The sequence below is a fragment of the Sporosarcina sp. P3 genome (assembly GCF_002743415.1).
Lineage (GTDB): Bacteria > Bacillota > Bacilli > Bacillales_A > Planococcaceae > Sporosarcina > Sporosarcina ureae_A.
This window is the reverse complement of sequence record NZ_PDZE01000006.1, coordinates 1-26,811: the sequence shown is the minus strand read 5'-3', so window position 1 is coordinate 26,811 and position 26,811 is coordinate 1. Positions and strand designations below refer to the sequence as shown.

General features: G+C 41.2%; 31 protein-coding genes and 1 pseudogene. 25 read left to right on the top strand and 7 right to left on the bottom strand.

What is annotated here, in order from left to right:
• Positions 1-11 precede the first annotated feature (11 nt).
• Positions 12-764 (top strand): SDR family NAD(P)-dependent oxidoreductase, encoded by a 753-nt coding sequence (locus CSV61_RS09035; RefSeq protein ID WP_099638962.1) that lies wholly within the window; start codon positions 12-14, stop codon positions 762-764.
• A gap of 324 nt (positions 765-1,088) precedes the next feature.
• Here the strand turns inward: CSV61_RS09035 and CSV61_RS09030 are convergent, their stop codons facing one another.
• On the bottom strand, positions 1,089-1,514 hold the full coding sequence (locus CSV61_RS09030) for a MarR family winged helix-turn-helix transcriptional regulator (protein ID WP_233193565.1): 426 nt from the start codon (positions 1,512-1,514) through the stop codon (positions 1,089-1,091).
• 233 nt (positions 1,515-1,747) lie between these two features.
• Between CSV61_RS09030 and CSV61_RS09025 the strand changes: the two genes are divergently transcribed.
• Positions 1,748-3,460 carry a methyl-accepting chemotaxis protein gene (locus tag CSV61_RS09025; RefSeq protein WP_083035839.1) on the top strand — a complete coding sequence of 571 codons (1,713 nt, stop codon included), beginning with the start codon at positions 1,748-1,750 and terminating at the stop codon, positions 3,458-3,460.
• Positions 3,461-3,567: 107 nt separating this feature from the next.
• Positions 3,568-3,918: a YolD-like family protein gene (locus CSV61_RS09020; RefSeq protein ID WP_158233821.1), complete on the top strand. Its 351-nt coding sequence runs from the start codon at positions 3,568-3,570 to the stop codon at positions 3,916-3,918.
• 34 nt (positions 3,919-3,952) lie between these two features.
• Here CSV61_RS09020 and CSV61_RS09015 read toward each other — a convergent pair whose 3' ends face one another.
• A complete protein-coding gene (locus tag CSV61_RS09015) occupies positions 3,953-4,330 on the bottom strand; it encodes a nucleotide excision repair endonuclease (RefSeq protein ID WP_099638960.1) in 378 nt (125 codons plus the stop codon).
• Positions 4,331-4,446: 116 nt separating this feature from the next.
• Here CSV61_RS09015 and CSV61_RS09010 point away from each other — a divergent pair, with 116 nt between their 5' ends.
• The 6 genes from CSV61_RS09010 (at position 4,447) to CSV61_RS08990 (ending at position 8,612) form a co-directional block, all read left to right on the top strand.
• Positions 4,447-5,067 (top strand): DUF3298 and DUF4163 domain-containing protein, encoded by a 621-nt coding sequence (locus CSV61_RS09010; RefSeq protein ID WP_233193563.1) that lies wholly within the window; start codon positions 4,447-4,449, stop codon positions 5,065-5,067.
• Between the two features lie 88 nt (positions 5,068-5,155).
• Positions 5,156-6,166: a proline dehydrogenase family protein gene (locus tag CSV61_RS09005; RefSeq protein ID WP_099638959.1), complete on the top strand. Its 1,011-nt coding sequence runs from the start codon at positions 5,156-5,158 to the stop codon at positions 6,164-6,166.
• Positions 6,167-6,985: 819 nt separating this feature from the next.
• Positions 6,986-7,204: a hypothetical protein gene (locus tag CSV61_RS09000; RefSeq protein WP_099638958.1), complete on the top strand. Its 219-nt coding sequence runs from the start codon at positions 6,986-6,988 to the stop codon at positions 7,202-7,204.
• A gap of 22 nt (positions 7,205-7,226) precedes the next feature.
• Positions 7,227-7,397 (top strand): hypothetical protein, encoded by a 171-nt coding sequence (locus tag CSV61_RS16930; RefSeq protein WP_199173607.1) that lies wholly within the window; start codon positions 7,227-7,229, stop codon positions 7,395-7,397.
• A gap of 47 nt (positions 7,398-7,444) precedes the next feature.
• On the top strand, positions 7,445-8,101 hold the full coding sequence (locus CSV61_RS08995) for a hypothetical protein (protein WP_099638957.1): 657 nt from the start codon (positions 7,445-7,447) through the stop codon (positions 8,099-8,101).
• Positions 8,102-8,174: 73 nt separating this feature from the next.
• A complete protein-coding gene (locus CSV61_RS08990) occupies positions 8,175-8,612 on the top strand; it encodes a hypothetical protein (RefSeq protein ID WP_099638956.1) in 438 nt (145 codons plus the stop codon).
• 26 nt (positions 8,613-8,638) lie between these two features.
• On the opposite strand, the gene CSV61_RS08985 is transcribed toward CSV61_RS08990, so the two are convergent.
• Positions 8,639-9,655 carry a DUF1646 family protein gene (locus CSV61_RS08985; RefSeq protein ID WP_099638955.1) on the bottom strand — a complete coding sequence of 339 codons (1,017 nt, stop codon included), beginning with the start codon at positions 9,653-9,655 and terminating at the stop codon, positions 8,639-8,641.
• 100 nt (positions 9,656-9,755) lie between these two features.
• Here CSV61_RS08985 and CSV61_RS08980 point away from each other — a divergent pair, with 100 nt between their 5' ends.
• The 7 genes from CSV61_RS08980 (at position 9,756) to CSV61_RS08945 (ending at position 17,392) form a co-directional block, all read left to right on the top strand.
• Positions 9,756-10,016 carry a hypothetical protein gene (locus tag CSV61_RS08980; RefSeq protein WP_099638954.1) on the top strand — a complete coding sequence of 87 codons (261 nt, stop codon included), beginning with the start codon at positions 9,756-9,758 and terminating at the stop codon, positions 10,014-10,016.
• A 263-nt stretch (positions 10,017-10,279) separates the two neighbouring features.
• Entirely contained in the window at positions 10,280-10,480 is a 201-nt protein-coding gene (locus CSV61_RS08975; RefSeq protein WP_099638953.1) for an alpha/beta fold hydrolase, read from the top strand.
• 367 nt (positions 10,481-10,847) lie between these two features.
• On the top strand, positions 10,848-11,789 hold the full coding sequence (locus CSV61_RS08970) for a DNA-binding transcriptional repressor DeoR (RefSeq protein ID WP_099638952.1): 942 nt from the start codon (positions 10,848-10,850) through the stop codon (positions 11,787-11,789).
• Between the two features lie 196 nt (positions 11,790-11,985).
• Positions 11,986-13,167: a NupC/NupG family nucleoside CNT transporter gene (locus tag CSV61_RS08965; protein ID WP_099638951.1), complete on the top strand. Its 1,182-nt coding sequence runs from the start codon at positions 11,986-11,988 to the stop codon at positions 13,165-13,167.
• Between the two features lie 42 nt (positions 13,168-13,209).
• A complete protein-coding gene (locus tag CSV61_RS08960) occupies positions 13,210-14,514 on the top strand; it encodes a pyrimidine-nucleoside phosphorylase (RefSeq protein WP_099638950.1) in 1,305 nt (434 codons plus the stop codon).
• A gap of 19 nt (positions 14,515-14,533) precedes the next feature.
• The gene (gene deoC, locus CSV61_RS08955) at positions 14,534-15,196 is read left to right on the top strand and encodes a deoxyribose-phosphate aldolase (protein WP_099638949.1); all 663 of its coding nucleotides are present in this window, start codon (positions 14,534-14,536) and stop codon (positions 15,194-15,196) included.
• 939 nt (positions 15,197-16,135) lie between these two features.
• Positions 16,136-17,392 carry an HNH endonuclease gene (locus CSV61_RS08945; protein ID WP_099638948.1) on the top strand — a complete coding sequence of 419 codons (1,257 nt, stop codon included), beginning with the start codon at positions 16,136-16,138 and terminating at the stop codon, positions 17,390-17,392.
• Between the two features lie 350 nt (positions 17,393-17,742).
• On the opposite strand, the gene CSV61_RS16925 is transcribed toward CSV61_RS08945, so the two are convergent.
• Complete coding sequence (locus CSV61_RS16925) at positions 17,743-17,898, bottom strand: hypothetical protein (protein ID WP_199173605.1); 156 nt, start codon at positions 17,896-17,898, stop codon at positions 17,743-17,745.
• 51 nt (positions 17,899-17,949) lie between these two features.
• A pseudogene (gene rpmJ / locus CSV61_RS08940) lies at positions 17,950-18,006 on the bottom strand (50S ribosomal protein L36); the annotation flags it as partial.
• Positions 18,007-18,241: 235 nt separating this feature from the next.
• Between rpmJ and CSV61_RS08935 the strand changes: the two are divergent.
• The 8 genes from CSV61_RS08935 to CSV61_RS08900 all read left to right on the top strand — a co-directional run bounded on the left by CSV61_RS08935 (position 18,242) and on the right by CSV61_RS08900 (position 24,965).
• Entirely contained in the window at positions 18,242-18,526 is a 285-nt protein-coding gene (locus tag CSV61_RS08935) for a hypothetical protein (protein WP_099638946.1), read from the top strand.
• A 313-nt stretch (positions 18,527-18,839) separates the two neighbouring features.
• Complete coding sequence (locus tag CSV61_RS08930; protein WP_099638945.1) at positions 18,840-19,193, top strand: hypothetical protein; 354 nt, start codon at positions 18,840-18,842, stop codon at positions 19,191-19,193.
• 15 nt (positions 19,194-19,208) lie between these two features.
• A complete protein-coding gene (locus CSV61_RS08925) occupies positions 19,209-19,571 on the top strand; it encodes an ATP-binding cassette domain-containing protein (protein ID WP_158233820.1) in 363 nt (120 codons plus the stop codon).
• A 28-nt stretch (positions 19,572-19,599) separates the two neighbouring features.
• The gene (locus CSV61_RS08920; RefSeq protein ID WP_099638943.1) at positions 19,600-20,544 is read left to right on the top strand and encodes an AAA family ATPase; all 945 of its coding nucleotides are present in this window, start codon (positions 19,600-19,602) and stop codon (positions 20,542-20,544) included.
• An 11-nt stretch (positions 20,545-20,555) separates the two neighbouring features.
• Complete coding sequence (locus CSV61_RS08915; protein WP_099638942.1) at positions 20,556-21,602, top strand: DUF58 domain-containing protein; 1,047 nt, start codon at positions 20,556-20,558, stop codon at positions 21,600-21,602.
• Complete coding sequence (locus CSV61_RS08910; RefSeq protein WP_158233819.1) at positions 21,599-23,821, top strand: transglutaminase-like domain-containing protein; 2,223 nt, start codon at positions 21,599-21,601, stop codon at positions 23,819-23,821. Before CSV61_RS08915 ends, CSV61_RS08910 begins: the two co-directional genes overlap by 4 nt.
• 210 nt (positions 23,822-24,031) lie before the next feature.
• Positions 24,032-24,592 carry a class I SAM-dependent methyltransferase gene (locus CSV61_RS08905; RefSeq protein ID WP_099638940.1) on the top strand — a complete coding sequence of 187 codons (561 nt, stop codon included), beginning with the start codon at positions 24,032-24,034 and terminating at the stop codon, positions 24,590-24,592.
• 70 nt (positions 24,593-24,662) lie between these two features.
• On the top strand, positions 24,663-24,965 hold the full coding sequence (locus tag CSV61_RS08900; RefSeq protein ID WP_099638939.1) for a TIGR04104 family putative zinc finger protein: 303 nt from the start codon (positions 24,663-24,665) through the stop codon (positions 24,963-24,965).
• 483 nt (positions 24,966-25,448) lie between these two features.
• Here CSV61_RS08900 and CSV61_RS08890 read toward each other — a convergent pair whose 3' ends face one another.
• Positions 25,449-25,901 (bottom strand): hypothetical protein, encoded by a 453-nt coding sequence (locus CSV61_RS08890; RefSeq protein ID WP_083031641.1) that lies wholly within the window; start codon positions 25,899-25,901, stop codon positions 25,449-25,451.
• 150 nt (positions 25,902-26,051) lie between these two features.
• Between CSV61_RS08890 and CSV61_RS08885 the strand changes: the two genes are divergently transcribed.
• Entirely contained in the window at positions 26,052-26,231 is a 180-nt protein-coding gene (locus CSV61_RS08885; RefSeq protein ID WP_083031640.1) for a hypothetical protein, read from the top strand.
• 200 nt (positions 26,232-26,431) lie between these two features.
• Here the strand turns inward: CSV61_RS08885 and CSV61_RS08880 are convergent.
• On the bottom strand, positions 26,432-26,811 hold a 380-nt coding region (locus CSV61_RS08880; protein WP_158233818.1), incomplete at its 5' end, for an ABC transporter substrate-binding protein.

The window sequence follows — 26,811 nt, the reverse complement described above, 5'->3', positions numbered from 1 at the left end:
AGATGGTACATATGAAATTAGACAAAAAAGTTGCAATCATCACGGGTGGGGCTGGCGGCATCGGATTAGGTATCGCTACAGCCTTCGCGAAAGAAGGTGCGATCGTTGCGATCGTCGATTTAAACAAAGAAGCAGGCGATGCAGCGATTGAAAAATTGCAGAAAATCTCTCCGCAATCGATTTTTCTTCAAGCGGATTTAACTGCTCGAACAGAATTACCTTCTATTGTCGAGCAAGTCGTAACGAAGCTCGGAAGGTTGGATATTTTAGTAAATAACGCTCATGCTTCACGTATGAAATCTATTGAAGAGATGACGCAAGAAGACATAGACCTTTCGTTCAATACAGGATTTTATCCAACGCTTTACTTGATGCAAGCTGCACTGCCACACTTGAAAGAGTCAAAAGGCACCGTGATCAACTTCTCATCCGGCGCAGGATTAAATGGTGATGTGAATCAAGGTTCATACGCTGCGGCAAAAGAAGCCATTCGCGGGATCACAAGAGTAGCGGCAAATGAATGGGGCCAATACGGCATTACGTGTAACCTGATTTCACCAATTGCTAAAACACCTGGCATCGAGCATTGGGGAAAAGAGAATCCCGAATCGTATCAAGCGATTCTTGCGAAAAACCCACTCGGCCGCTTGGGCGATCCAGAAAAAGATATCGGCCGCACAGCAGTTTTTCTAGCGAGCGAAGACGCTTCTTACATCACGGGTCAAACCATAATGGTAGACGGTGGGTCTATTAAATTACGATGATATAATTATGTAAGGCTGTCCTGATTTATAGGGCAGCCTTTTTTGTGTGTGGGATAGGGCGTTAGGGGGAGTATGAGCGGCTGGGTTGGTTGATAGAGCGGTTGGCGTGTGGGATAGAGCGTATGCGGTGGAAGTATGAGCGGCTGGGGTGGCTGATAGAGCGGTTGGCGTGTGGGATAGAGCGTTCGCAGGGGAAGTATGAGCGGACGCGATGGCAGATAGAGCAGCTAGCGCACGCGATAGAGCGCTCACGCATATCCATTGAGCGCATTCACAAAGCCTCGTACCAATAAAAAAGGCTGCTCCATAACGGAACAGCTTTCCTTAAACGAATGTGTTATTTAACTTAGTGTAAATTTGAACTAAACTATTTCGTTCAGCCTCCGATAAGTGACTAAAGAACTCCGAACGCACTTGTATTCCACATTTCTGCGCTTTGCCCAAAATATCTATGCCTAGGGGTGTTATTTTCCAATACTTTGTTCGGCGGTCTTCATCATCATTACGTAACGTAATAAATTCACTTTTAATGAGCTTTGACGACAAATGCGTCAAGGAAGCGGGCGTGAAGCCTAATGTCTCAGCCAAATCAGAAGGGCGTTGTTCACCTTTGTTATGTAACTCTAGCAACACAAGAATATGAGAGATTCCTAGGGATAGCTTGGATTCTTGCTGGAAACGGATCAGCATTTTATTCGTCACTTGATCCATTAAATGTACCAAATTAAAAATTGTTTGTTTTTCATTCAAAAATGAACGCCTCCTGTTCCTTTAAGAAACTTTATGTTTATATACTATTCATCATACAATATTATATATGAAATCACCCCGTTGTGACACGATAATAATACCTACATTTCACATAATAATTTAAATATTAAAGAGTTTTTCATTTTCTTCTTTTTAATTGTAGACTGATAGAGTATGATAAAGACAACGAATGAACTAGATAAACCAAATATGAAGGGTGGGCATAAGGTTTGATGAAAGTTAGAGATTCGTTAACATTTCAGCTAGGTTCTATTATAGCTGGAATCCTGGTGGTGATGTTGGCTATTACATCACTGGCTACATATAAGACTGCTTATGACAAACTGTATGATGCGGCAGGAATTGAAGCGTACGGCTGTGCCAATATTACTACGGGATTGATTCGACCTGGTGATATGGAAAAGGCAATGGCTGGTGACGTTGAAACACAAGATGAACTTGGAAAGACGCTAAATTGGACGACTGAACATAAAAATATATTTGAAACACAATATATTTTGGATTTGGATGGAAAAATTATTGCCCTCGACGATAATCTGAAAGCAAAAGGATTTAAGCCGGGAGACCAGTTTCATTTAGACGAAGAAGCGATTGCGGATCTACTCGAACATCGACATTCAACGTACTCTCAGCCTTACGAGTATGGCGGTATGGAGCGGCTTTCAGGTTATGCGCCAATACATGAAGATCAAGATGCGAGTAAAGAAATCATCGCAGTCAGCGTAATTGATTTCGATGCCAATATCGTTAAACATCGTACTTGGGATGTTGTACGCGACGGAATCTTGATCAGTATTATTCCTATGATACTTGCTTCAATTGGAACAGGATTCCTCATTCGCAGAAAAACGAAGCCGATCACGAGTTTAATTGAGCAGGCGAAGCAAATTGCGGATGGTAACTTGGCGGTTCAACCGACAGAAGTGAAGTCACAAGACGAAGTGGGCGACTTGGCTCGTACGCTGAATCGTATGACGGTGAACCTACAAGACATGATCACGACGATGAATACGACATCGCAGCATTTATCCGAAAACGCAGGGGAAACTTCTGCATCGCTTTCTGAAATGCGTGAAGCGATTACGATGGTTGCGCACAATATCGAAGAAGTCGTCACAGCTGTTACAGATGGTACCTCAACTGCGGAGCACGCAACGAGTATTCTCACGGGATTAGCAAGTGGTTTGAACAATACGAAACAAAGCGCTGACTCAATGCTCGTTAACTCCAATGAAACGATGAAGATTGCATTAGAAGGCGCAAAACGCGCAGAAGAAATTAGCCATGATATGGAATTAATTCGAAATGGATCACAAGAAGTTGGAGATACAATCCAAAACTTGGTTGAATCTACGACGAAGATCCAAAACATCACAGGTTCCATCGCGGGAATCGCAGCTCAAACCAATTTACTCGCGCTGAATGCTTCTATTGAAGCGGCTCGTGCAGGTGAACACGGTAAAGGCTTTGCGGTAGTAGCGGAAGAAGTACGGAACTTAGCTGAGCAATCAAATCAGGAAGTACTGGAAGTAGAGAAGCTAGTGAAGGATATTTCTGATCGGATCCAGCAAGTTATTACTTCCACATCGGAAAACACGAAACACATCACAAAAGGTACAGAAACAGTGCAGCTTACGTCTCAGTCATTGAGTAATATTTCTGTAGCAGTTGGAGAAACGGTCAAAGAAATCAAGAACATCTCGAATTTGATGACGTCGGAAGCCGTGAAATCAACGGAAGCGGTACAGTTGATCGAGCACTTGACGCACGCTGTACAAAATATTGAAGACATGACCAATAATATCGCAGCAGCTGCCGAGCAAACGACAGCGAGCATAGAAGAAATTTCAGAACGTTCTACGCAGACCAATCAAATGGCGCGTGAACTGGAAGTGTTTGTCGGTTCATTCGAATTACCTAAATAAACACTTGGCCATCGCTTTACAAGCGATGGCTTTTTTTACCATTGATTTTCGAATGTATGTTCTGTATAATACGAACATACATACGCTTAGGAAAAGGGGAATATCGAATGGAAAGGAACCGAGATAGAGGAAAATTGAAGTGGACGTCGCTCATGCTGCCTGAACACCTCGAGAGACTACGTGATTGGCAACGGGAAGATCAGTATATAGAACGGCCCGAGTTAACCGATTGGGAGCTACAAACGATGCAAGAGACACTTGAAGTAGCTTGGCGCAGATGTGAGGAGACGTGGATTAAAACTTGGCATGATGGAGAAGTTCGCTTTCATCAAGGGGAGATCGAAGCGCTCGACTTGCGGACGATGACCATTGTGCTGCGTGATCCATTCGGAACGGAAAGAATTCATGTAGCAGATGTGGTAGATGTCCAATTATCAAAAGAGGCAGATGGTTTTTAACCAAAAATAAAAGCCGTCTGCGGGGGCAGACAGCTCAGTCTCTGAAAAATGCTTTTTCTACGTTATATTTAGCTTGCTGTGTGTTGATTACGTATGTTTCGTAGATCTCACGTTCCATTGGATCATCGATGATGATAGCGGAAATCTTTGCTACTTCCTCACGGTGATTGCGTAATGGAGACACTTGATCGTCAAAATGCTTTTTCAGACGCGGACGTAATTTTCGTGCTTTTCCTACGAATAACAATTCGTCACTTTGGTTGAAGAACAACAAAAGGCCGCCTTTATCACGTGGAATGTCATGAAAATCGATGAAACCATAGATTGGCTTAATTGGCGTTTCATCCGGTCCCATTTCTTGTTTTCTGCGGACGATCGTTACGTCCGGTTTAGGTAATGTAATATTGATCATTTTACTTCACATCCTTATATCAGTCAGTGTTTATCCTATCATACGACCCAAAAAAAAGCGAGAAACTTTCTATCGGTCCCTTGCATATAGTAAACAAATGTCTTGGGAAGGATGAAATGATGAAAAACCCTGCTGTTATTCAAACGTATCACATATCAAATAGAAAGCCGAAAGTGGATGTGTCTTATCCTGTCATCACGCAACTGGGCGATCCAAAAATTCAACAGAAGCTAAATCAAGTACTGTTCAAAGAAATGAATAAAATGCTAGAGGACAATAATTACTATGACCCAAGCCTTGTCGAGATGGTCGCCACGTATGAAATTAAAAATAATCAGCGTGATCTTTTTAGTATTAACTTGATCGTCTATTCGTTCACTGGGGGAGCGCATGGAATGACCTACGTCAAATCTTTGACGTTTGATACGAAGACAGGAAGGCAATACAATCTGCAAGACCTGTTCAAGCCGGGTAGTCCTTATGTGCAGCGAATATCGGAATATATTAGACGCCATATCCAGCAATGGAAAACACCTGTAATTGAACCATTCACTAAAATCAAACCCGATCAGGACTTCTATATCGCGGACACAAGTCTCGTGGTCTACTTCCAATTATACGAAATTTCACCTTATGTGGCCGGCTTCCCTTATTTTCCGATTCCCTTGCTCGATTTACAGGAGATCATTAAACCGAATAGTCCAGCAGACCGAATGCTACCGTTTATAGGGACGTAAAAATAGCCGAACAAACAAATGTATGGGCTTACATGACGAAATAGTGTTATAATTTCGATATACGAAATATACAAATGAGGTGGAAACTATGCTAAGAAATTTCTTTATCGGTTTATCTGAAAACCAACTACTGAATCAAGCTGCCCAAAAATACGGCTTTCAACTAGGGGCCCAACAAGTCGTGGCAGGAACTAACATCGAAGAAATGATTACTAGTGTTAAAGAGCTCAATCAAGCAGGCATTTCATGCACGATCGACAATTTGGGTGAATTTGTGTACGAAAAGAGCGAGGCTGTTGAAGCAAAAGAACAAATCTTAGCAGTAGTGGACGCGATCCAAGAACATCAAGTGGATGCGCACATCTCGATCAAACCATCACAGCTCGGCCTCGATATTGAGTATGCGTTTTGCGAACAACAAGTAGAAGAAATCGTCAAACGAGCAAATACAGTAGGAATGTTTGTGAATCTTGATATGGAAAATCACTCGCGACTTGAACCGACGTACCGTTTACTAGATGAATTAAAAGCAAAGGGCCATGAAAATGTCGGAACTGTTATCCAAGCTTATTTTCACCGTGCGTTAGATGATACGAAAAAATATAATGATACACGCACCCGCCTAGTAAAAGGGGCGTATAAAGAGTCACCGGACGTTGCATATATAGATAAACAAGATATCGATGAAAATTATATTAAAATTATTGAAGAACATTTATTGCACGGAACGTTCACGTCAATTGCGACACATGACCACAACATCATCAATCATGTGAAGCAGTTTGTAAAAGAACATGATATTTCATGTGATCAATTCGAGTTCCAGATGCTGTACGGCTTCCGCCATGAGTTGCAGCTACAGTTGGCGAAAGAAGGCTATAATTTCTGTACATATGTGCCATTTGGAAAGGACTGGTACGGATACTTTATGCGCCGATTAGCGGAACGTCCGCAGAATATGAACTTAATGGTGAAGCAAGTGTTCAATAAGAAGACGAATACGATGATTGGCCTAGTTGCCGGCGCGTTTGTGCTTGGCCGATTAAGCAAGCGCGGGAGTGACGACAAACAAGATGGCGGTTGGGTGAAGTATCGGTGAACGGTTGGATAGAGACAACGTAGATCAACATTCAGTGGGGACGCGCTCATAGATTCGTTCAAGCGCTCATCATGTATGCTTGACCGCTCTATAGAATGAGATATCCGCTCTATCGTGGTCCACAAGTGCTCCATGACGTGCGATTACCGCTCTATCATGGCTTGTAACCGCTCATTGTGCGGTTATAACATTGTTATTTTCAGACGTAAACGCTAGAAAGTAACAATATGTCAGTTATCCTCTTCTTTGCATTCCAAAACACTGCTTTTCTCGCAGTGTTTTTTTGTACTCACTTTACATAAAACATGGAAAATAGTAGTGTTAGAGATAGTTAAAGAACTATTCACTCTTCATTACACCAAAGACAGGGAGAGAGTTCTATGAAAAAACCTTTGGATCATCGTTCTTTGTGCAGTCGTACTAGTCGGACGATAAGTTACACTGCTAACGCGTGTTCTAGGAAAGAATGACGGCTGAAATGAAAAGTGGTGTAGAGGCGTAGATTGGCTATATAGAAGCGGAACCGGCGTAGTGGTTCGTTTCTATTGAAAAATGAAAGCTTCTACTTTTCTTGATTCTCTGTCGTGCCGGAGAGATGAGATCAAGGAATTGCGAAAGAAATATTGCGATTTTTAAAGGAATATGCGACGCAACACGGGAAGAGAGTAGTAGCATGCAAAGTACGAGCGGATGTGCCGAGAAACATCTCACTCCATCAATCGATCGGCTGTCACGTGTCTGAGGAATATGTATTACATAGAACGAATGGTACATCGATTGCTGTATTCTCTATGTAGAAATCGCTGGGGGGTTGTGCAAGTGGAGAAACAACAGAAAAATACCCGCGATGTATTGCAATACGTGGCGCTTTTCATTGTATTGGGATCGCAGATTGTTCGTCTGATTCTGTATAGTACAGGAGTTGCGTATACAATTTCTGAAAAGGCGTTAAACCTATGGATGTATATAGGATGGGGGGCTGCCATCGCTTTATTGCTAGTATCTTATCTGTTTCCGAAAAAGGAGCAGTCGGAATAAGCCGTGAAAGGAGGAAATACATATGCACAGCAGTAATTTATTTTTTTCGTTTCTACCTATTTTAAGCGTATTCATATATATCATCCCGATCGCATTCCTTATATTTACTGTATGGTTCGGGTTGAAATTTCTTAAAGTACAAGAACGCAAAAATGAAATCCTTCAATCGATCGTAGAAAGACTCGATCAGTAGTTGTAAGAAGATCAACCATTTTTAATTTAAATAGAAGGAGAAACACCGTGATAAAAAATAGAATTGCCCTTATAAGCGCTGTGGTGCTTCTCGCCATTTGCATATTGTTATATTTTCCCTACCCAAATAATCCATTAATCGGAGCTACCGTGACATTCATGTCGTTTCCTATTCAGACCGATGACGGACTCGTCTGGAAAGGAATAGTAGGTTCTCTTTTGTTCCTGATCGCGATGGCGTTACTGATTTACGGATTGAAGAAATATTATGTGGTGTTAGCTGTCCTTGTACTTTTCCTGTATGCATTCATTCCGGTATATCTCATTACAGCGTATCAAGAAACAGTAGCGAGCGGTATAGGAGCGATTTCCTACGACCAGAATGGCAAGTGTACATTTGATACGTTGGACAATTATGAACGGATGAGTGGGGACTGCCAGTTCACTCTGAAAAATCACAGCAAACATCCCGTATCGTTCGAGCTGGAGTTCATGGACACTGGAGTGGGTCAAGATGAAATGAAAATGGTGTCACTGATGAATATAGCGGGCCCCTATAAGATGACAATCGAAGGAAACCGGACGGAATTCATTGAGCTCACAAAGATTTTGGACGTCTCGGATGTGCCGGATCATATCTATAGCGGATCGACATCAGACATTCATTTCAAGCTAATCGAAGAAGAGAAAGAACGTATTTTTTAATATAAAAAGTCAAATTAGGATTGAATATGCTTAACAATAGGGTATTCAATAAAATAGATAAGGAGAGGATCTCATGCTTCGAAAACTATTTTATATGACGTGTTTAGCAGTTGTACTGGCCGGTTGTCAGACCGCAGATAAGAACAGTACATCGAACACGCCACAAGAGGCAATCGAACAGCTTCATGCTGAAGAGGGTTTTGCGGAAGTCGTGAAATTGTACCGGACAGTGGAAATCGATAATGACAAGGTAATTACTGTCTATAAAGGGTTATTGGATGAAACGGAAGAAATATTTATCGCAAAGTTGAACAAAGAGAAAGATGATACGTGGACGGTAACGGATGCGATTGGAATCGGCATGCCTTCTGATGAGAATATAGGGGAGAGTGTCAAAACTTCTTCGTTTGAAGCGGGCTTTACAAAGAAGAATAACGCACCGAGTCCTAATACTAAGTTGGTTCAAACGGATGACAAAAAATATAGAGTCTGGATAAAAGTCATCGAGTAATACAAAAGACCGCGTGCGGTCTTTTTTTATTGCCTGCTTAGTAAAATAACAAAATAGATGACCATCGCAAGCAATCCAAGTGGTACACCGACTCGTGCCCATTCTCCGCTCCGGATATTGAGCTTGCCGGCTGCAATGATATTTGGAATATTTCCGGGAATCAACATCCCACCACTGATCAGTAAGCCGAGCAACAGTGCTTGGATCGTCGACTCGTCCATCGCGGGACTAATCTCTGCGGCAGCGAGCGTTGCGTTGTCGAGTACAGCTGAAATCATATTGATCCAGTAAAGTGTCAATGGATGAAGATCGAGTAAGTACAGTGTGATCAATGGCTCAAACCCTGCGCCGAGCAATGTTAATGCCAACACGAATATATACACTTTTACACTGCGCCCGAAAATACTTATGTACGACTCTGCCGCTTGTCCGGAAGAAAGGTTCTGCGAGCGGTTGCGTGGACGAATGAGGAAGAAAGCGAGCAGTCCGAAGACGAACACACCGGCTAGAATATCTGTTCCAAGCAAGTTCAGTAGATAATAAAAGTCCTCATCGAGTTTATTTGTCGCAATCGTTGAAAGTGGTTCTCCGATCGGTGTCAGTACTGCACCCATGCCAATTGCATAACAAGCTAAAATCACGAAACGGATTTCTGACGTTCGATCCATTTGCAAGACGGATGCGATGGCAACGAGGACTAGCACGGCAATGATGGCGGTGATTATACTCGAAATTAACCCCAATCCTATAATAAGTAGTGCTAAAAATAAGCGAAATGGAATGATTCGGCTACCTGATAATACCGCTTTCTCAAACGGATGTCGTATCCAGCGGAACACGATACCCGCCACAAGAACTGCAAACGTAATATGCAGTGGATCGTGTAACGCTTTATTCCACAGCTCCCACTGAAATACTCCGCTAACATATGCCGCAGCACACCCCATAATGAATAAAAATAATTCCAAATTACGTTCGATTTTCGGAACGGTAAACGGTAATAAAAGCACCAACCCCAAAATGATGAGCAATCCAGTGACCATACGTATCTCCTTTCACCAATCTTTCTTCTACACTGTATGCAAAAAGCCGATTCATCTTGCATAGAGTCTGAATAGAATAGTAAAAGAGGAGGGACACGCATTGGAAGTTTCAGATATTGTACTGATCCCTGTCATTGTTGGATTAACGGAAATTTTAAAAATGTATGGATTGCCAAAGAAACTAATCCCAATCTTTTCTTTACTATTAGGCATCGGTGGCGGAATCTTCTACTTATTTCCCCATGATTGGAAGTCGGGGTTACTGGGCGGGATTATTATGGGGTTGTCGGCAAGTGGGTTGTATTCGAGTGGGAAGACGATTGTTAGGAAGCCACCATGCGATAAGGAAGATGAACAGTGAGTTTTACAAAAGTAAGCCTCTTATTCGTGACTAGACATGAATGAGGGGCTTTGATGTTTGGAACCTATATGAATTGCCGATGATGCTGAAGTCAGTAATTCTAGTAGAATTTTACTCTTATTAATAAGTAATACTGCACTCATATTTTTCCACTTTGACCATCATATTTTGTTACACTGTAAGCATACGACAGAAAAATCTAACGATGACTTACTATACAACTTCCATAACATACGATTTCATGAATAAAAGGGGTCAGCCTATTGACAATTAATTTTAATTTGTATGGTGATAGAAAACAACCTTTACTTGTGTTCTTACACGGTGGAGGCGTAAGTAGCTGGATGTGGAATGAACAGGTAAAATACTTCAAAGATTATAAATGTCTAGTTCCTGATCTACCAGGGCATGGAAAAAGTAAAGATGGTAATAATTTTCTAAATGATGTAAGACGCATTAATTAATACCGCCTTACTTTTCATCCATAGACTAATGAGACCTGGATTATTCATTATCTGAAGTAAAATTAAAAGAGGAGATGTAAAATAAAATGTAAGTATTTGGGCAATGTAGTATTAGTAGCACTTACCTAATTACCGATTTATGACTTTTCCCTAAGTTGTTTATCCGTGCCATCATCGGAGAAATCGAAAACCTGAAAATGTACGGATTATCAATGAAGTTGATATCGATCAAACAACATCAGGGAATCGTTTTGAGAGGAAGAAAAGTGGGGAGCAGTTTTCCGCTAGTTTGCGACTGTGATATAATCGGCTAGATTATGCAAATTCGAACTCATGACCAAGCCAATACATAAGGGGGGGACCTGCGTTGGGAATCGATAAAAAACAACTGATCATAGAAGCAGCCAAACTTTACTATCAATTTGATTACACCCAGCTCGCTATTTCAAAAAAACTGGGCGTGTCAAGACCAACTGTTTCCCGGCTATTGCAACAAGCGAAAAAAAATGGCTATGTGAAAATCGACATCATCGATCCCTTTCATGACAATAATCAGTTGGCAAAATCTTTGCAACATAAATATCAAATCGATGAAGTAAAAATTGCGTACTCGGCAGTAGAAGACGAGCGGGATATGATGCACGCTATTAGCACGGAAGCCGCAAATTATTTATATCGAACTGTAAAAGACGGCGATATTCTCGGTGTGACGTGGGGCCGGACGATGTATCGAGTCGCGAATGCATTAAAGCAAAAAAATGTAAAAGGAGTCGAAGTCATCCAGCTGAAAGGCGGCATTGGCTTGTCAGACGTCAATACATATGATTCTGAAACGGTTTACAAATTTGCTGAAGCTTTCCATACCGTTCCACGTTACTTGCCGCTTCCTGTTTTGGTCGACACACCTGAAGTCAAAAGCGTAATTGAATCGGACCGCTATATGCACCGACTCATTGAACTTGGAAGACAAGCGAATATCGCCGTGTTTACCGTGGGTGCTGTCGACAGCCAATCACTGCTGTTCCGTCTTGGCTATTTGACGGCTGAAGAAGAACAGCAACTCCATCAAGAAGCAATAGGGGATATTTGTTCACGCTTCTTCAAACGTACAGGCGAAGTGTGTAAGACTACCGTCAATGACCGGACAATCGGCATCCGGCTAGAAGAGTTAAAGCAAAAGGAAAAATCCATTCTTGTAGCTGGCGGGAACCGTAAAGTGGAGGCCATTCACGGAGCGCTTCAAGGAGGCTATGCGAACATCTTCATCACGGATCAGTATACGGCACAGGCTTTGTTGCTTCACCAATAGAAATACATGGGAATCCGCTTATTAATAAGCGTGATTCTTTTTTTTATTCAGAATGAACAATGTTTCACATGCTTTGCACATCTGCTCAAGGTCTATGATATACTATACATAAAGTTAGGTTGCAACGGCATCCTAACAAAAATGGTGCGCAAGAAGCCAGGTGTAAGCGTAACCAACATGCAAGGGAGGAAGTATGATGAACTTTGTATTTTATATAACCGGATTGTTGCTCGTGTTAATCGTGGGCTTGATTGTCAGTGTAGACCGCAAGAAAATCCGCTACAAACCGATTACGATTATGCTGACGACCCAGCTTGTCTTGACATTTATCTTGTTAAATACAAAAGTGGGCGTAGTCTCCATCCGCTTTGTTTCAGCTTTATTCTCGAAGCTGGTTGACCTTGGAGTAACGGGTGTCAATTTCGTTTTTGGCGGATTGGAAAATGAAGGAGAATCCGTATTCTTCTTGAATGTGTTATTACCAATCGTTTTCATTTCCGTGTTGATTGGTATATTAAATCAATTCAAGATTTTACCGTTCATCATTAAATATGTAGGATTGATACTGAGCAAGTTGAATGGCATGGGGAAAATGGAGAACTACATAGCCGTATCATCTGCGGTTCTCGGGCAGTCCGAAGTATTTTTGACTGTCAAGGACCAAATGGATGATATTTCGAAAAGACGTTTGTATACGTTTTGTACTTCTGCGATGAGTGCAGTCAGTGTCGCGATCGTAGGTGCCTACATGGAAATCATCGAACCGCAGTTTGTCGTCGTGGCGATTGCGCTCAATATTATGTCGGCGCTGATTGTGGCTAGCATCATCAATCCTTATGAATTATCGAAAGAAGAAGACACGCTGACAATTGAGTCGAAGAAGAAGCTGTCATTCTTTCAGATGATCAGCGAAAGTATCATGGATGGTTTTAAAGTCGCGATTATTGTCGCTGCCATGCTGATTGGGTTCATCGCATTGATGAACGGAATCGATTATCTCTTTGAAATGCTATTTAACGTTTCCTTCCAGACCATTTTGGGCTATATCTTCGCACCCATCGCTTTTGTAATGGGCGTGCCTTGGGCGGACAGTGTACAAGCAGGCAGTATCATGGCGACTAAGCTTGTCACTAATGAGTTTGTAGCGATGTTGAGTTTCACGGAAATTTCGGCAGGATTATCAACGAAAGCGGTAGGTATGATATCGGTATTCCTTGTTAGTTTCGCGAATTTCAGTTCCATTGGGATTATTACAGGCGCTGTCAAAGCGTTAAGTCCAAAACAAGGGGACGAAGTGGCAAGAAACGGATTGAAATTACTTTTGGGTTCAACATTAGCGTCAGTTCTTTCAGCGACTGTCGTGGGTCTATTTTTATAATAGATATGGAAAGAAAATTAAAAAACAGGAGTGGTCTATACTATGCGTATGGTAGATATGATTGAGAAAAAACGAGATGGACATGTGTTGACGAACGAGGAAATTTCATTTGTGATCAATGGATATACGGATGGCTCGATTCCTGATTACCAAATGGCGGCCTTTCAAATGGCGGTGTATTTTCAGGGGATGACGCTGGAGGAAACCGCGCAATTCACCATGGCAATGGTAGAGTCGGGCGACCAAGTCGATCTATCTGCTATAGAGGGTGTTAAGGTGGATAAACACTCTACAGGTGGCGTTGGCGATACAACAACACTTGTGCTCGCGCCGCTCGTTGCCGCACTTGATATCCCAGTAGCCAAAATGTCAGGCCGCGGATTAGGGCACACAGGCGGAACACTCGATAAGCTGGAATCGGTTCCTGGTTTTCATATCGAAATTACAGATAAAGAATTTTTCGATCTCGTCAATACGAATAAAATTGCGGTAATCGGACAATCAGGCAATATTACTCCTGCCGACAAGAAGATTTACAGTCTGCGCGATGTCACAGCAACGGTCAGTTCTATTCCGTTGATCGCAAGTTCGATCATGAGCAAGAAGATTGCAGCGGGATCGGATGCAATTGTTCTAGATGTAAAAGTCGGAACAGGCGCGTTCATGAAAGATCTCGACATGGCTCGTGAACTCGCAGGAGAAATGGTGCAGATCGGAAATAAAATCGGTCGTCAAACGATGGCCGTAATTTCGGACATGAACCAGCCGCTCGGTTATGCGATCGGAAATGCTCTTGAAGTCAAAGAAGCTGTCGAAACGTTGCAAGGTAATGGCCCGGAAGATTTGCACGAACTGTGCTTGACGCTCGGCAGCCACATGGTTCGTTTGGCAGGAAAAGCGGACTCGACGGAAGAAGCACGAGAAATGCTCGAAGAAGTTATCCAAAACGGCAAAGCGCTTGAAGTGTTTAAACTGTTCTTGCAGTCCCAGGGTGGCGACACTTCCGTCATTGACGATCTAACGAAGCTTCCTACGGCTCAGTATAAAATAGACGTGCCGGCAAAAGAAGCAGGATATGTATCTGCAATTACCGCAGATGAAATCGGTACAGCCGCGATGCTTCTAGGTGCGGGACGAGCAACCAAAGAGTCCGAAATCGATTTGGCGGTCGGACTAGTGTTACACAAGAAAATCGGTGATTCCGTAGAAGTAGGCGAAACGCTCGTGACGATTCACAGCAACACCGAAGATATCGAAAGCGTAAAAGAAAAGATTTATCATGCCTATGGTGTATCGGCGTCTAAAGTACAGCCTGTCACACTTGTGCATGACGAAATTACAAAATAATCAAAGGAGTGGTTCGCAAATGAATAAAACACAAATGATCGACCATACATTATTGAAAGCCGACGCAACGAAAGACCAAGTTGCAGCGCTCATAAAAGAAGCAAAAGACTATCAATTTAAATCAGTGTGTATTAATCCGAGTTGGGTTTCATATGCCGCACAGCAGCTAAAAGGTACGGATGTGTTGGTCTGTACGGTGATTGGTTTCCCGCTTGGCGCGACTACTTCAGCAGTCAAAGCATTCGAAACGAAAGATGCAGTGGCGAACGGGGCAGGAGAGATCGACATGGTCATCAACATCGGGGCGTTGAAAGACCAAAATGACGAACAGGTCGAGTCGGATATTCGTGCAGTAGTCGAAGCGGCCGACGGTACATTGGTCAAAGTCATCATCGAAACATGCTTGCTAACCGATGAAGAAATCGTCCGTGCATGCGAGCTATCCGTCAAAGCGGGAGCCGATTTCGTCAAGACGTCGACTGGATTCTCGACAGGCGGCGCAACGGTGCAAGACGTGGCGCTTATGCGGAAAACGGTAGGTCCTGACATTGGTGTCAAAGCGTCTGGCGGTGTACGTAGCGCAGAAGATTTTGAAGCGCTAGTCGAAGCGGGGGCTACGCGCATTGGCGCAAGCTCTGGTATAAGTATTGTAAAAGGCGAAGTGTCAAATTCGAATTATTAATGAAGTAGTTACGGGACTGTTCTGCATATATGCGGGGCAGTCCTGTTTTTATGGGACTAGATAGTAGGAGTTGTCTAGTATTTGGTGGGAAGTAGTAATCATTTCTATAGCACTTCTATCCTCAAGTGTAATTTCCATAGTCACGTATACTTTCAATATAAAATTTCAAAAAATTTTATGAAGTAAACTAACGATCCTGTGGTACGCGAAAAATGATATAGTAGAGATAACGACTAATAAGGGATATTATGTATAAATGAAAAGTCATGACAAGAACGCCAAAAGCAAGTAGAGTTTGCAGTTAGTATTGCCTCAATATTTTACAAATCAATTCGGTAAGCTATTAGTTTTCAATATATAAATGCAAAGGTGAATGTTCACTTTTGCATTTTTTATAATAGCTTTATTTTCTTAAATGCTCAATTCACAGAAAGTAATTTCATTGGAAAACATAATTTAACAATAATCTGAAGGCGTTAACTGAAAATTGTTATGTTGAGAAAAGGCCAAATAGTTTTAGCTTTAATGATGAGATGTGTTTCTACGAGAGGAAAGCTAAATGAGTAATTTTTTCTTAACACTTATGGGCGTTTTTATTGTTGTTGCAAATCTTATTGGATTTATATTCTACAAGAATAAGAAAAGCCTATACTAAGCGGCTTTTACTGTACTGCTAAGCAGATTTTTGAGGAGCAATCAGTAGTGTACTAGCACTTTTTGTTATTCGTGATGCATTTGCTATTTTTTATGGAATGCAGATAGGATGCTATTTACTAATCAATAGCATCATAGTCTTCTCCATTGCCATTTTAGCAACTATAAAAAGAGAATTAACAGCGTGTTAATTTTACTACTTGAAATGCTCTATTAAGCTAGCCTTCTAGAAGAAGTCCAGTGCATGTAAGAAGTACGACTACTAAAATAGCGGGGTGTAAATAAATGATTCGTCGAACAGAAGAACAGTTTCTGAATAAATTAATCCAATTGGATACTAAAGATGCGGCAGTTTTATTGAATAGGAAAGTGAGTGAAGCTTCATATGATAATAGAAGTTTTTTTCTATTATTACGTCTGGAAAACAGAACTCCAACCGAACTGTATGATCTTTATACACGAGATGAGTTAATCGAAATGATTCTGCAAATAGAATTTCCGCAAACAACGGATTTTTTTATAGAACCGGGATTTATCCATGATGCCATCGAACACCCTTGTATTCATTGTAATTTGAAAAAAGAGCCTCAGGAGTTTACATACAATATCGAAATTTGTAAGGACTGTTTGCATACTACCCCGAAGACTGAGTTGGTCGAGTATATATTCCGTTTAATCAACTATATAGATTCGAACCAGGCAACACTAGTTCATGTGGATTTGCAGTCAAAAAGTACTGCTGAAATTCATAATGAATTTACGAAATATGAATTGATAGATATAATTTTGAGCTTGGCATCAGACTTTGATTCGACGATAAAGGAAGAAGGGCGACCGATTCATGAAATCGATTGTGAACTATTACTGAACGACTATCCAATAGATGAATTAGTGAAAAACGTAAGAAGGTTTTTAAAAGGTTCAGAAAAAAGAGATGAATCATGGAGAAAATACGTACCTGACTATATGAAGCAGCAATACAGTGATTGGAAAACTGGATCACTAAAACAAATATATACTGAAGCTAATCGACTTATTTCAACACAAGGTAAAGTTGCACGCGATCAACTGATGAGCTTTGCTTCCGATCTATCACGTATCCTCTTTGAAAATAAGGATGAAAGTCAGATAGATGACGAACCGATTCATAGCCTTGAGGAAGTAGAAGCTCATATCACGTATGCAGTGGAAATGGTCATGTTGCCATATCTTGATTTACTGGATCAAATTGAAGAGGCAGAAGGTTTGATACATTTTGATACGGTAGCCAACGAGCAATTAGCTAGTTCTATAAAATCGGAAATCATAGCTCGAGATGCGGGGATATGTGTCATCTGTACAAGTGACCAAGATATTCATATTCACTTTAGAATACCTCGAAAATATGGCGGACTAGACCAATTAAATAATATAGTTACGTTGTGTAATTCTTGTAGACAAGTAGTCGAAACAACAAATCTACGGGCTGCTGTCACAACGGGAATTTTTAATTACAATAGAGCACTAGGAAGAAGATTACTAAAACGCGAGAAACAAAGTTAAGAAAGAGACGTATTTCTAAATGCAAAAGTGTACCTGAGTGGTCGCGCCACTGTAAACTTGCCAAAGTATGTTTGCATGACGAATTCCGTTAAAGGTTGAAATGTGTATTATTTAATTTGTGGAGTCTAATTATTGTGCATGCATAGTCCCCATCTCTATCAATAGGTGGGGTTTTTTACTGAATGATGACCTATTACTAATTTAATCAGCAGTGTTTATATCAGTTAAATATAGTGAAAAACGGTAGAAAAGCACGTTGATAACTACATAAATTAATGCAGCAGTCAAAGTGATAAATGATCTAAAGAAACCAATTACGATTTGAAACATGGTAAGTTTTATATTACCAATTACTTTTTAGGCTGAGCAATATTAGATCTTTTTCTCTGCTCAATTTCTTTGGTAAGAACTTCATTCATTTCATTATAGGTTAGACCTGAATTAGCATTAAGTTTTTTTACTTCGTCTATATTCGTTCCAGCTACCGTATATTTTTTCTTATTCATATCATACTCTCCCTTTACGTTCTATTTTTCGGATAGGCGTCTATTTACGTTTCGATTAATAACTTTGCATTTTTCGCAAAGCGGCTTGACAGATGGTCTGACTTTCATATTTTTTATCCTCAATTATCGGTGTGTAATAATAGTAAAAACATTTAGGCACTGCAATCTTTTAATTGAATATAAAAGTATGATTTCCTACATTTCATTTATTATGCACATGGATTTCAAAAAAGCTTTCGTATGAATAGCAACATGGACCCTACCTCATTCAGGAAGTGGGGACTTTTGAAATCAAAAATAGTACGCACCGCATACTTTTTATAATGAACAAAGGAAGAGTTGGATGAAAAAAACGAAGAATGCATTCATGGCATGCAAAAACTATATCTATTGCAGCTTCATCGTCTTACTGCTGTTTAGCACAATTACATATGCGACGACTTCTGAAGAACAAGCCGCAGCATGTAATTTCAATGAAAAAGTTGAGACTTCTACGTTGAAGTTAATCGGTGGTGGGAATGATCTTTTCGCTATCGAACTGAACCACATGAAAAACCGTGATGCCGGTCTAGAAGAACCATCGATATCACAAGAACCGATCAATACGGAAAAGCCACCAGATCATTAAAATATCGAATGAGAATCGCTACATCAACCACTCGACAAACCGGGAACCATCGCTGCAGCGGAAAAACAATGAAACCATCACTGATCCACTATATGACGTCACTGTAAACCACTTGGACGATTCGCTCATTCCCCAGGAAATGAATGTGACGTTAATGGCAGACCGCTGAATGACATTACAGGTGAAATCACACTCAGTGAAGGTGCGAGCGAAACGCATTACGAGGGTACTCGGAATCGTTGCTGTAGGCTTAATCATCGTAGTGATTAATAGAATCATAAAAAGAAGGCGTCAAAGAGGTTAGAGGGATATAATGAAGAAAGATCTATTTGTCGTCGCATTCGTCCTCTTTATGGTCGGGTGGCTCGTCATGAGAACGAAGATTCAATCGGTAGAAGAGTATTACTCGACTCATATCGACGAAATTACCAAAGACTCGGAGACGGTGGCGCTTACTTTGATCGGTGGTATTCTGTACTTCTTCATGTTGTACGGAATTCAGACAGCACGTAAAGACTTAATTTATTACGTTTTCGTCTTTTTGCCGCAAAATCCACAAGCATTATTCATGCACTTTACTGTAAAAGAAGAGCTATTCCATGCGGTATCTGTGCAAAAAATGCCGAAAGAACAGAGAGAATTGATCGTATCATGTATGAGGAAGTAGTTACAGATCGAACATTTGTCAGAAAGAAATCCATTTGACTTAAGTGGCGGAGCACGGCAGAAGGCTGCACCTGCGAAATTGTTGCTACATAAATCGGATATTTTATTGCTGGATGAGCCGACTAAAGGAATGGATGTCATGTCGAAACAAGAAGTGACGCAGTTGATCCGAACACTTCAAAAACAGAACATCACGACGATTATCGTGACGCATGATATTGAATTTGCTGCCGTTGTATCTACACGTGTCGGCATGTTGTTTGCTCAATTATCCGAAAACCTTTTTCACGTCCAACCGCTTTTACACGACCGCAGCTTGCAAGATCGCACGCGGATTATTTCCATATGCCATCACAGCGGAAGACATTGTTACCGCTGAGAACTTGAACAACAGGAGGAACTAAAAAATGAGCAATCCATCAACAAAAGTACTGAACGAAATGAAAAAAGTAATCAACGGGAAAGACGACGTCATTCAAAAAGTGTGGATGACATTCTTAGCTGGAGGACATGTACTGCTAGAAGATTTACCAGGGGTCGGGAAGACGACACTCGCGAAAGCTTTCAGCCGAGTCGTCGGTCTTGATTCGAACCGTATCCAGTTCACACCAGACGTCGTCGCATCTGACGTCATTGGCTTCACGATGTTCGACAAAGAGAAAAACGAATTCATCTTTAAAGAAGGCGCGGTCATGTGCAATTTATTGCTTGGCGATGAAATCAACCGGACGTCTTCTAGAACACAAGCGGCATTACTTGAAGCGATGCAAGAGAAACAAGTGACAGTCGACGGTGTGACGTATCCACTGCCAGCACCATTTCACGTCATCGCGACACAAAACCCATATGGCACAATTGGTACACAGCCGCTTCCAAGCGCACAAATTGACCGTTTCATGACGAAGTTGAGCGTCGGGTATCCGGATTTTGAAAACCAAGTTGACATGTTAAAAAACCGCCAGCAGACAGACCCGATATCTTCACTTAACCAAGTCATTACGAAAAATGAATTGCTTGCGCTACAACACCAAGTACAGACCTTGTTCATTCACGAGGAAATTTTGCGCTATGTCACAGCACTCACTGAAAAAACAAGAAATCATCCGTCGATCCATCAAGGAATCAGCCCGCGTGGTGCTCTCGCTCTTTGCCAGATGGCAAAAGCACATGCCTTCTTACAACAGCGCGATTATGTCATCCCGGAAGATGTCCACGCTGTGTGGTTACCAACGAGCCGGCACCGTATCGTTATGTCGAGCATATCCGGCGAGGAAAACGAGCAGGATACGCTACTCGAAAAACTACTGCAAAGTGTTGCCACGCCTGACCAAGCAATGCTTGCGACATTGTAAGGGCTGATCGTATGATAAGGACACTACTTATTAGCGTCGTGTGGCTGCTGTTTACGCTCGCATTTTTCATCTTCACGACGACGCATTTCGCTCTATTGTTCGCAGTTGGTTCATTTATTGTCTGGCTGTGGCTCGTGTTGAGCGTCTACCTCGTAAAAGGGAAGTTGCATTACGAAATCATAGCACCGAATGAACTCTATAAAAACGAACAGATGGGCTATCAACTGCATATACAAAATACGAGCAAGTTACCCGTTACACAATTACAACTACATCTCGTCATCGAGCACATATTTACAGGCAGACAAGAGAGTCACCTTCACGTCTTGTCCATCCCAGCGAAAAGTAAGGAAAAATTTTCGTTCGTTTTGCCGCAGAAATATATGGGACAAGTCAGTATACGAATCAAACAACTGACGATCAAAGACAGTTTCGCGTTTTTTCGTTCCGTTCAGAAACTAGATGTGCAGTCCACAATGTTAATCGTGCCAAATCCGTATTTCCTAAAACTTCAACGCATCGAGCAAAATCAACATGTCTTACAAACACCGGGTATGATGCCGATGAAGAAAATGGATGGCGAAGAGCTGGCAGAAGTGTCGGTCTATAAACCGGGTGACTCGGTCAAACAAATTCACTGGAAATTATCGAGCAAAGTCGATGGGCTATTCGTCAAACAGCATGAAACGCTGACAGGAGATGCCATCATGATGACGCTCGATTTCACATCGTTTACGAACGAGATAACACTCTATGACGAATTCATCGAGACGTTTTCTGCTTTGCTCTACTCTTACGTCGCAGGCGATCACCAAGTGCAATTCATATTGAATTATTCGACGGGTGAGCAGCTGACGATTGACAATGAATGGGACGCGGCGAGGGCAATAAAAGAAGTATTGACGAGAAGTGCAGCGCAAGTTTCGCTATCGGATGAACAGTGGAAAAAGCTCAGAAAAACGTTTCCAAACTGTATTGTATTGACGACGAATATTGCGCGTAGTACTGAATGTCAGACCGTCGTCATCTCGGATCAGAAGGAGGGGACAGCTGCATGAAATGGCTAGATGGAGTAGTTGCGTATAGTATCCTCATGGCGGCCTTCCTCGTCATCCGTGCGATGCTGTTTCCTGAGATAAGTCTCATTCCCACACTCATTCTCGTGTTGTTGTGGATGGTCGCACGTATATGGCGGAAACAGCGTGGCGGCGATCTCGTCTTGATTGCGAGCGTTATTTTCAGTTTGATTTTCCTACCCACGTACATAGATGATGTCAAAAAAACGATCAACGCCTTGTTCATCACACTTTCGAAACATAAGCATGTCTATATGGATCTATTATCCGTCAATGAAACAACTTCATGGCTAAACGGCATGATCCTCGGTCAAATTGCGTTGCTGGTCGGCAGCGCAGTATATTACGCCGTGGTGAATCAAAAGCGCTGGATTCCTGTTGCGCTTGCACTCGTCAGTTGGTCGATACAAGTAATTCTAGGCACATCACCAGCATTACTTCTCGATATTCTGTTTTTCGCAGTGCTGATTGTGACATTGCTGTATATGAATCAACTTTCACTACGCTGGTGGAAGCGAGTGGCGATCGTGCCTGTTTCACTCGTTGTGCTTATGTTCGCCTACACGGCGATCAGTTCAAACGGTGATGAAGAGTTTACAGGCAGTTCGAAAATCGAAGACAAAGTACGTTATCAAGAGGATAAGTGGCGTTATTATAAAGGCGATGATCCCGTGTTGACGGCTGGAAACTTCCGGCGACTTTCCACGTTTACACCGGGCGGCCATACGGCGTTAAAAGTGGCGATGCAAAATCCAAGTCCTCTGTATTTAAAAGGATTTGTCGGGTCGGCTTACACGTCGAGCGGCTGGAAGGAAATCGGCGGGGAAGCGTATATGGAACAGAAGTCTCTGCTTGATGCGTTACAGAAAGAAAATTTCACCGGAGCGAAACAACTGAGCTTGGCTGCGGAAAGTAGTTTGCCAGATCAGTATGCAGAAGCAAAGCTCGTCATTCAAAATGTGGGTGCATCCAGTCAATATATTTACGCACCGTATGAATTGGCGGAGCTAGATGACAATCTGGTCCGTTCCAAACAAGCCGACGCGCTCCATGCGACAGGGATTTTCGGGAGACGTACAGTGGAAATGAACTATATGCTGATCCCGTACACCGATTATCCGCAAATCGCGAATGCGTTGTACGCGACAAAAGACACGGATTATTTACGCCGTGAAAGTCATTATAATCAATATGTCTACAACAAATACCTCGCTGTGCCGCAAGACAGCTTGAATGTCTTACGCAATCATATGGACGAAAGCGTATTGGATACGGAAACGCGTTTACCATATGAGAAAACGATTCAGGAAGTAGAAAAATTCCTCGCACAGACGATGAGTTACAACGAACAGGCCAAACCAATAACAGATCATGATTTCCTGACGGGAATTTTGGAAGATTCAAAAGAAGGCTATTCCGTTCACTATGCAACGGTCGCTACATTGGCATTTAGAATGCTCGGCACACCCGCGCGTTATGCGGAAGGCTATATCGTCGGACTCGATGATGTGAAAGATTTACAGTCATTTAGTGAAATTAACGTCAGCGAGAAAAACGCCCATGCGTGGACAGAAATCTATATCAACATGGTTGGTTGGGTGCCGATTGAAGTGACACCAGGTTACGCTGAAAAAATGCCGGCAATCAATAAAAAAGACTATCCAGCTCTAGACGGATCCGATTCACCAAACACAACCGGTGGAAGCACAGCCGAACCTGAAATGAATGATCCGACACAAGTGCAGGAGGATCAAGACAAGCCGGAAGATTCCAAGCAAGTAAACCCAAACACGATTGTATGGTTTTGGTTGAATATTTTCATTGCGTTAGTTATGTTGATCCTGTTCGTGCTGTACTCCTTAAGAAAAAGAAAACGACAGCAAAAACTCGGGGTGAAAGATCACCGATTGGCTGTTATCCATCATGTTCAGTACATGGTACAAATGCTAGAAATAGAACAAGTTGTTGAGAAGCAACCTTCATTCGAAATGATACCTGAAGCAGTTGGAAATATTGATCCGCAACTTCGACAAGAAGCGGAAGATGGATTGAAGATTTATCAAAAAGCTAAATACAGTCCGCACGGTGTGACGAAAGAAGAACGCGCGAAAGTAGAGACATTATTTGCGCATGTTTATAGAGCTGTAAAGAAATCGAAGAAAGGATTAAAGAGATTAAAATTTATTGTACGTCATCAATAATAGGTATGAGAGTATGAACTGAGCACCGCTTTTAGCGATGCTTTTTTATCGTGTCAGTTCCCGGAACTATTCTGAATCGTTTCGGGAACTGGTACCAAAAAGTGAATCTTTTTACACACTCTACACGTATGAATAGTAGAGTGATGCTTGTTCCGTAAAATGATATAAATTGCCATAAGTAGTACGATAAATGAAATAGGAGAGTGAAGTATGGAAACAGAAAAACGAATGGAATTAGTTAACGTGATTGTGGAAGAAGTAAGACCATTATTACGAGGGAATGAATCAAAGAAGTTAGTAGATTACGGCAGTGGTTCTGGTTTAGTTAGTTTAGAACTAACGGACTTAGTAGATTCGATAGTGCTCGTGGACTCTTCAAAACAAGCGTTACAGGATGCCGAGGACAAAATTAGTGCAAGAGGCATTACAAATTGCGAAGTACTGTATTCAGACTTCACTGAAGACATGCCCGAACTTCAGGCTGACATCGTGTTCGTATCATTAGTTCTTCTTCATATTCCCGACACTAAATTAATTTTGCAAAAGCTATTTAGCATTTTACCAACTGATGGCCAGCTAATTATTGTGGACTTTGACAAAAATAAAAAGGTCAGTCATCCGAAAATTCATAGTGGATTTACGCATAATGAGATAAAAAATATTTTAACCGAAGTTGGATTTACATCTAGTACATGTAAGACTTTCTATCATGGAAAACAACTTTTTACGAATCAAGATGCATCGATGTTCATAGCCACTAGTGGAAAGTAAATTTCTACATAAACCGGATCGATTGCTTACGCCACGTAATCGAGCCATTTGGAAAACAGGAGGTAATAGAATGCCTATATGTGAAAATTGCAATAATCAATGGAGTTGGAAACAAACCATAAAAAAGACGTCTACATTGGACCCGGCCATGACTTGCCCATACTGCGGTGAAAAACAGTATCAAACGCAAAAATCCAAAGGGAAAGTAGGGATGTTAACTCCGATCGTTTTATTGCCACTGGTCATTCAATTGTTCTTTGACGTGCCAGGAGCTATACTACTCAGTTTATTTCCCATTTTATTCATTTTGGTTATCATTCTATATCCGTTTTTAGTGAAGTTAAGTAGCAAAGAGAAATACATAGGGGAATAGTGAGGTATGTATGCTAGAATCGGATGTAAGTGTGCACTGCAGAGAGTGTGATTCATTGTCCTTAGGAATCAAAAAGATGTAATAATGCACCTAGGATGCAATAGTCATTGATTTTACAGTGGCTATGTTAAAGCAGCAAAACGAAGGAAGCAAGGCATATGCAGATGAATCTGTTATATGGTTTCGATTAATAGATAAAAAAAATAGAAGTTCAATGTTCACTGATTACTACTTTGTGTGATGAAACTATTCCCGACATTGACTGCCTTGAAATTTACCAAGTAATAACGTACGGGAAATTCGCTTCAATAAATGGGGTAGTTTCATTGGCTAATGGTATGAAGATTAATTTCCGTGATGTATTTAGGTTTAGTAATACTGCAAGCTCTGGAAAAGTAAAGGAAATAAAATCGTACAAGCTACAATAAATACCAGTACCAGGATCCAGCACTATTCAGAATTGATTTGGGACCTGGTACCTGATTAACATCCTCGCAAAAACATTGAATCAAGGTTGTTGGAATATTGTAAAATCATCATCGCTGTTTTTTGAAAGTCGTTCATTTGATGTTCTAGGTTAGATAACTGGGCGCTTCCTTGAAATTCGGGAATTTCCTTGATATCATTCATTAACTGCATAGCGTTCATGAAATTAGAAGCAGCTGGATTTACTAATTCATGGATCCAAATTTCAATACTCCTTTGTGAATAGGCATACGTTATACGCAAACATTCAACATAACCTTGACAACGATGGTGGTAATAACCCCCCAGATCGAAGAAATCAATAAATTGATTCCATGGATCGGGTAGAGAGTACGAAAGATTGAGGGTTAAATTGTATGATGTTTTTCTGACCTCCTCAATTTGATTACTAAATTGTACAAGCAACTTATAAATATCCTCAAATGTGACTGGTATGCTATTCCCATTCATACAATCTTCTCCTCTCATTTTCACAAAAAGCCGGTAATAGATGTTCTCCATAGTACCGTATGAATTATAGATGTTTTATATGAAATATATTATTGTGATATGACATGTAAACAACTCCTTTTTAAATAAAAGGGATGGAGGGTTAAAGTAATGAAGACGATGACCGGATTATATTTTTTCTTTATCGCAATACATCTTGTCAATCTAGCAAATATTACGTTATCGAAAGGAGAATGGAACGGCATAACGATGTGGGTTAGTACAGGGTTGTTTATAGCTGGCACTGCCTATTACTCATTTAACAAAAGTGCCAATCGAAAAGCGGAATAATTAAATGTTCTACAGATAAAGCGCAGTAGTTGAACTAGATTTGTTGCTAAATCTTAGATGCTGGGCTACCTTATTAATGAAGATAGATCAAAAATAGTACCTACAGAAAAAACCATCTAAAGCAAACGGAGATCATCCGAAAGCTTTAGATGGTTTTTCTTTAGGCTATACATAGCGAAATGAAATTAGGGAGTGTGAATCTATTCTTTCCAATAGGCATTTGTATCTTCAATCATCTTTTTCGATGATTGCAATCCACCGCCATAGAACCATGCTTCTGTATCTAGATAAATTATATGATCATTCTTATACGCATTTGTTCTTTTCACCAGTTCATTTTCAAACATTTCCTTTGTGCTATCATGAGCAGTATTGAGTACTGCACTACGATCCACAACAAAGATGATGTCTGGATTTTTTTCTGTGATATATTCGAAATTAATGGTTTGACCAAATTTCGCTTTTTCAATGTTTTCATCAACCGCTTTGTACCCAGCAACATCATGGATGAATCCACCGTAACGCGAACCAGGTCCATAAGCACTTATTTTTCCTTCATTCACCATGACAATCAACGTTT

Coding starts and splice junctions, on each gene's coding strand:
- CSV61_RS09035 (WP_099638962.1), top strand. CDS start 12: ATGAAATTAGACAAAAAAGTTGCAATCATCACGGGTGGGGCTGGCGGC.
- CSV61_RS09025 (WP_083035839.1), top strand. CDS start 1,748: ATGAAAGTTAGAGATTCGTTAACATTTCAGCTAGGTTCTATTATAGCT.
- CSV61_RS09020 (WP_158233821.1), top strand. CDS start 3,568: ATGGAAAGGAACCGAGATAGAGGAAAATTGAAGTGGACGTCGCTCATG.
- CSV61_RS09015 (WP_099638960.1), bottom strand. CDS start 4,330: ATGATCAATATTACATTACCTAAACCGGACGTAACGATCGTCCGCAGA.
- CSV61_RS09010 (WP_233193563.1), top strand. CDS start 4,447: ATGATGAAAAACCCTGCTGTTATTCAAACGTATCACATATCAAATAGA.
- CSV61_RS09005 (WP_099638959.1), top strand. CDS start 5,156: ATGCTAAGAAATTTCTTTATCGGTTTATCTGAAAACCAACTACTGAAT.
- CSV61_RS16930 (WP_199173607.1), top strand. CDS start 7,227: ATGCACAGCAGTAATTTATTTTTTTCGTTTCTACCTATTTTAAGCGTA.
- CSV61_RS08990 (WP_099638956.1), top strand. CDS start 8,175: ATGCTTCGAAAACTATTTTATATGACGTGTTTAGCAGTTGTACTGGCC.
- CSV61_RS08985 (WP_099638955.1), bottom strand. CDS start 9,655: ATGGTCACTGGATTGCTCATCATTTTGGGGTTGGTGCTTTTATTACCG.
- CSV61_RS08965 (WP_099638951.1), top strand. CDS start 11,986: ATGAACTTTGTATTTTATATAACCGGATTGTTGCTCGTGTTAATCGTG.
- CSV61_RS08960 (WP_099638950.1), top strand. CDS start 13,210: ATGCGTATGGTAGATATGATTGAGAAAAAACGAGATGGACATGTGTTG.
- deoC (WP_099638949.1), top strand. CDS start 14,534: ATGAATAAAACACAAATGATCGACCATACATTATTGAAAGCCGACGCA.
- CSV61_RS08945 (WP_099638948.1), top strand. CDS start 16,136: ATGATTCGTCGAACAGAAGAACAGTTTCTGAATAAATTAATCCAATTG.
- CSV61_RS16925 (WP_199173605.1), bottom strand. CDS start 17,898: ATGAATAAGAAAAAATATACGGTAGCTGGAACGAATATAGACGAAGTA.
- CSV61_RS08935 (WP_099638946.1), top strand. CDS start 18,242: ATGAAAAAAACGAAGAATGCATTCATGGCATGCAAAAACTATATCTAT.
- CSV61_RS08930 (WP_099638945.1), top strand. CDS start 18,840: ATGAAGAAAGATCTATTTGTCGTCGCATTCGTCCTCTTTATGGTCGGG.
- CSV61_RS08920 (WP_099638943.1), top strand. CDS start 19,600: ATGAGCAATCCATCAACAAAAGTACTGAACGAAATGAAAAAAGTAATC.
- CSV61_RS08915 (WP_099638942.1), top strand. CDS start 20,556: ATGATAAGGACACTACTTATTAGCGTCGTGTGGCTGCTGTTTACGCTC.
- CSV61_RS08910 (WP_158233819.1), top strand. CDS start 21,599: ATGAAATGGCTAGATGGAGTAGTTGCGTATAGTATCCTCATGGCGGCC.
- CSV61_RS08905 (WP_099638940.1), top strand. CDS start 24,032: ATGGAAACAGAAAAACGAATGGAATTAGTTAACGTGATTGTGGAAGAA.
- CSV61_RS08900 (WP_099638939.1), top strand. CDS start 24,663: ATGCCTATATGTGAAAATTGCAATAATCAATGGAGTTGGAAACAAACC.
- CSV61_RS08890 (WP_083031641.1), bottom strand. CDS start 25,901: ATGAATGGGAATAGCATACCAGTCACATTTGAGGATATTTATAAGTTG.
- CSV61_RS08885 (WP_083031640.1), top strand. CDS start 26,052: ATGAAGACGATGACCGGATTATATTTTTTCTTTATCGCAATACATCTT.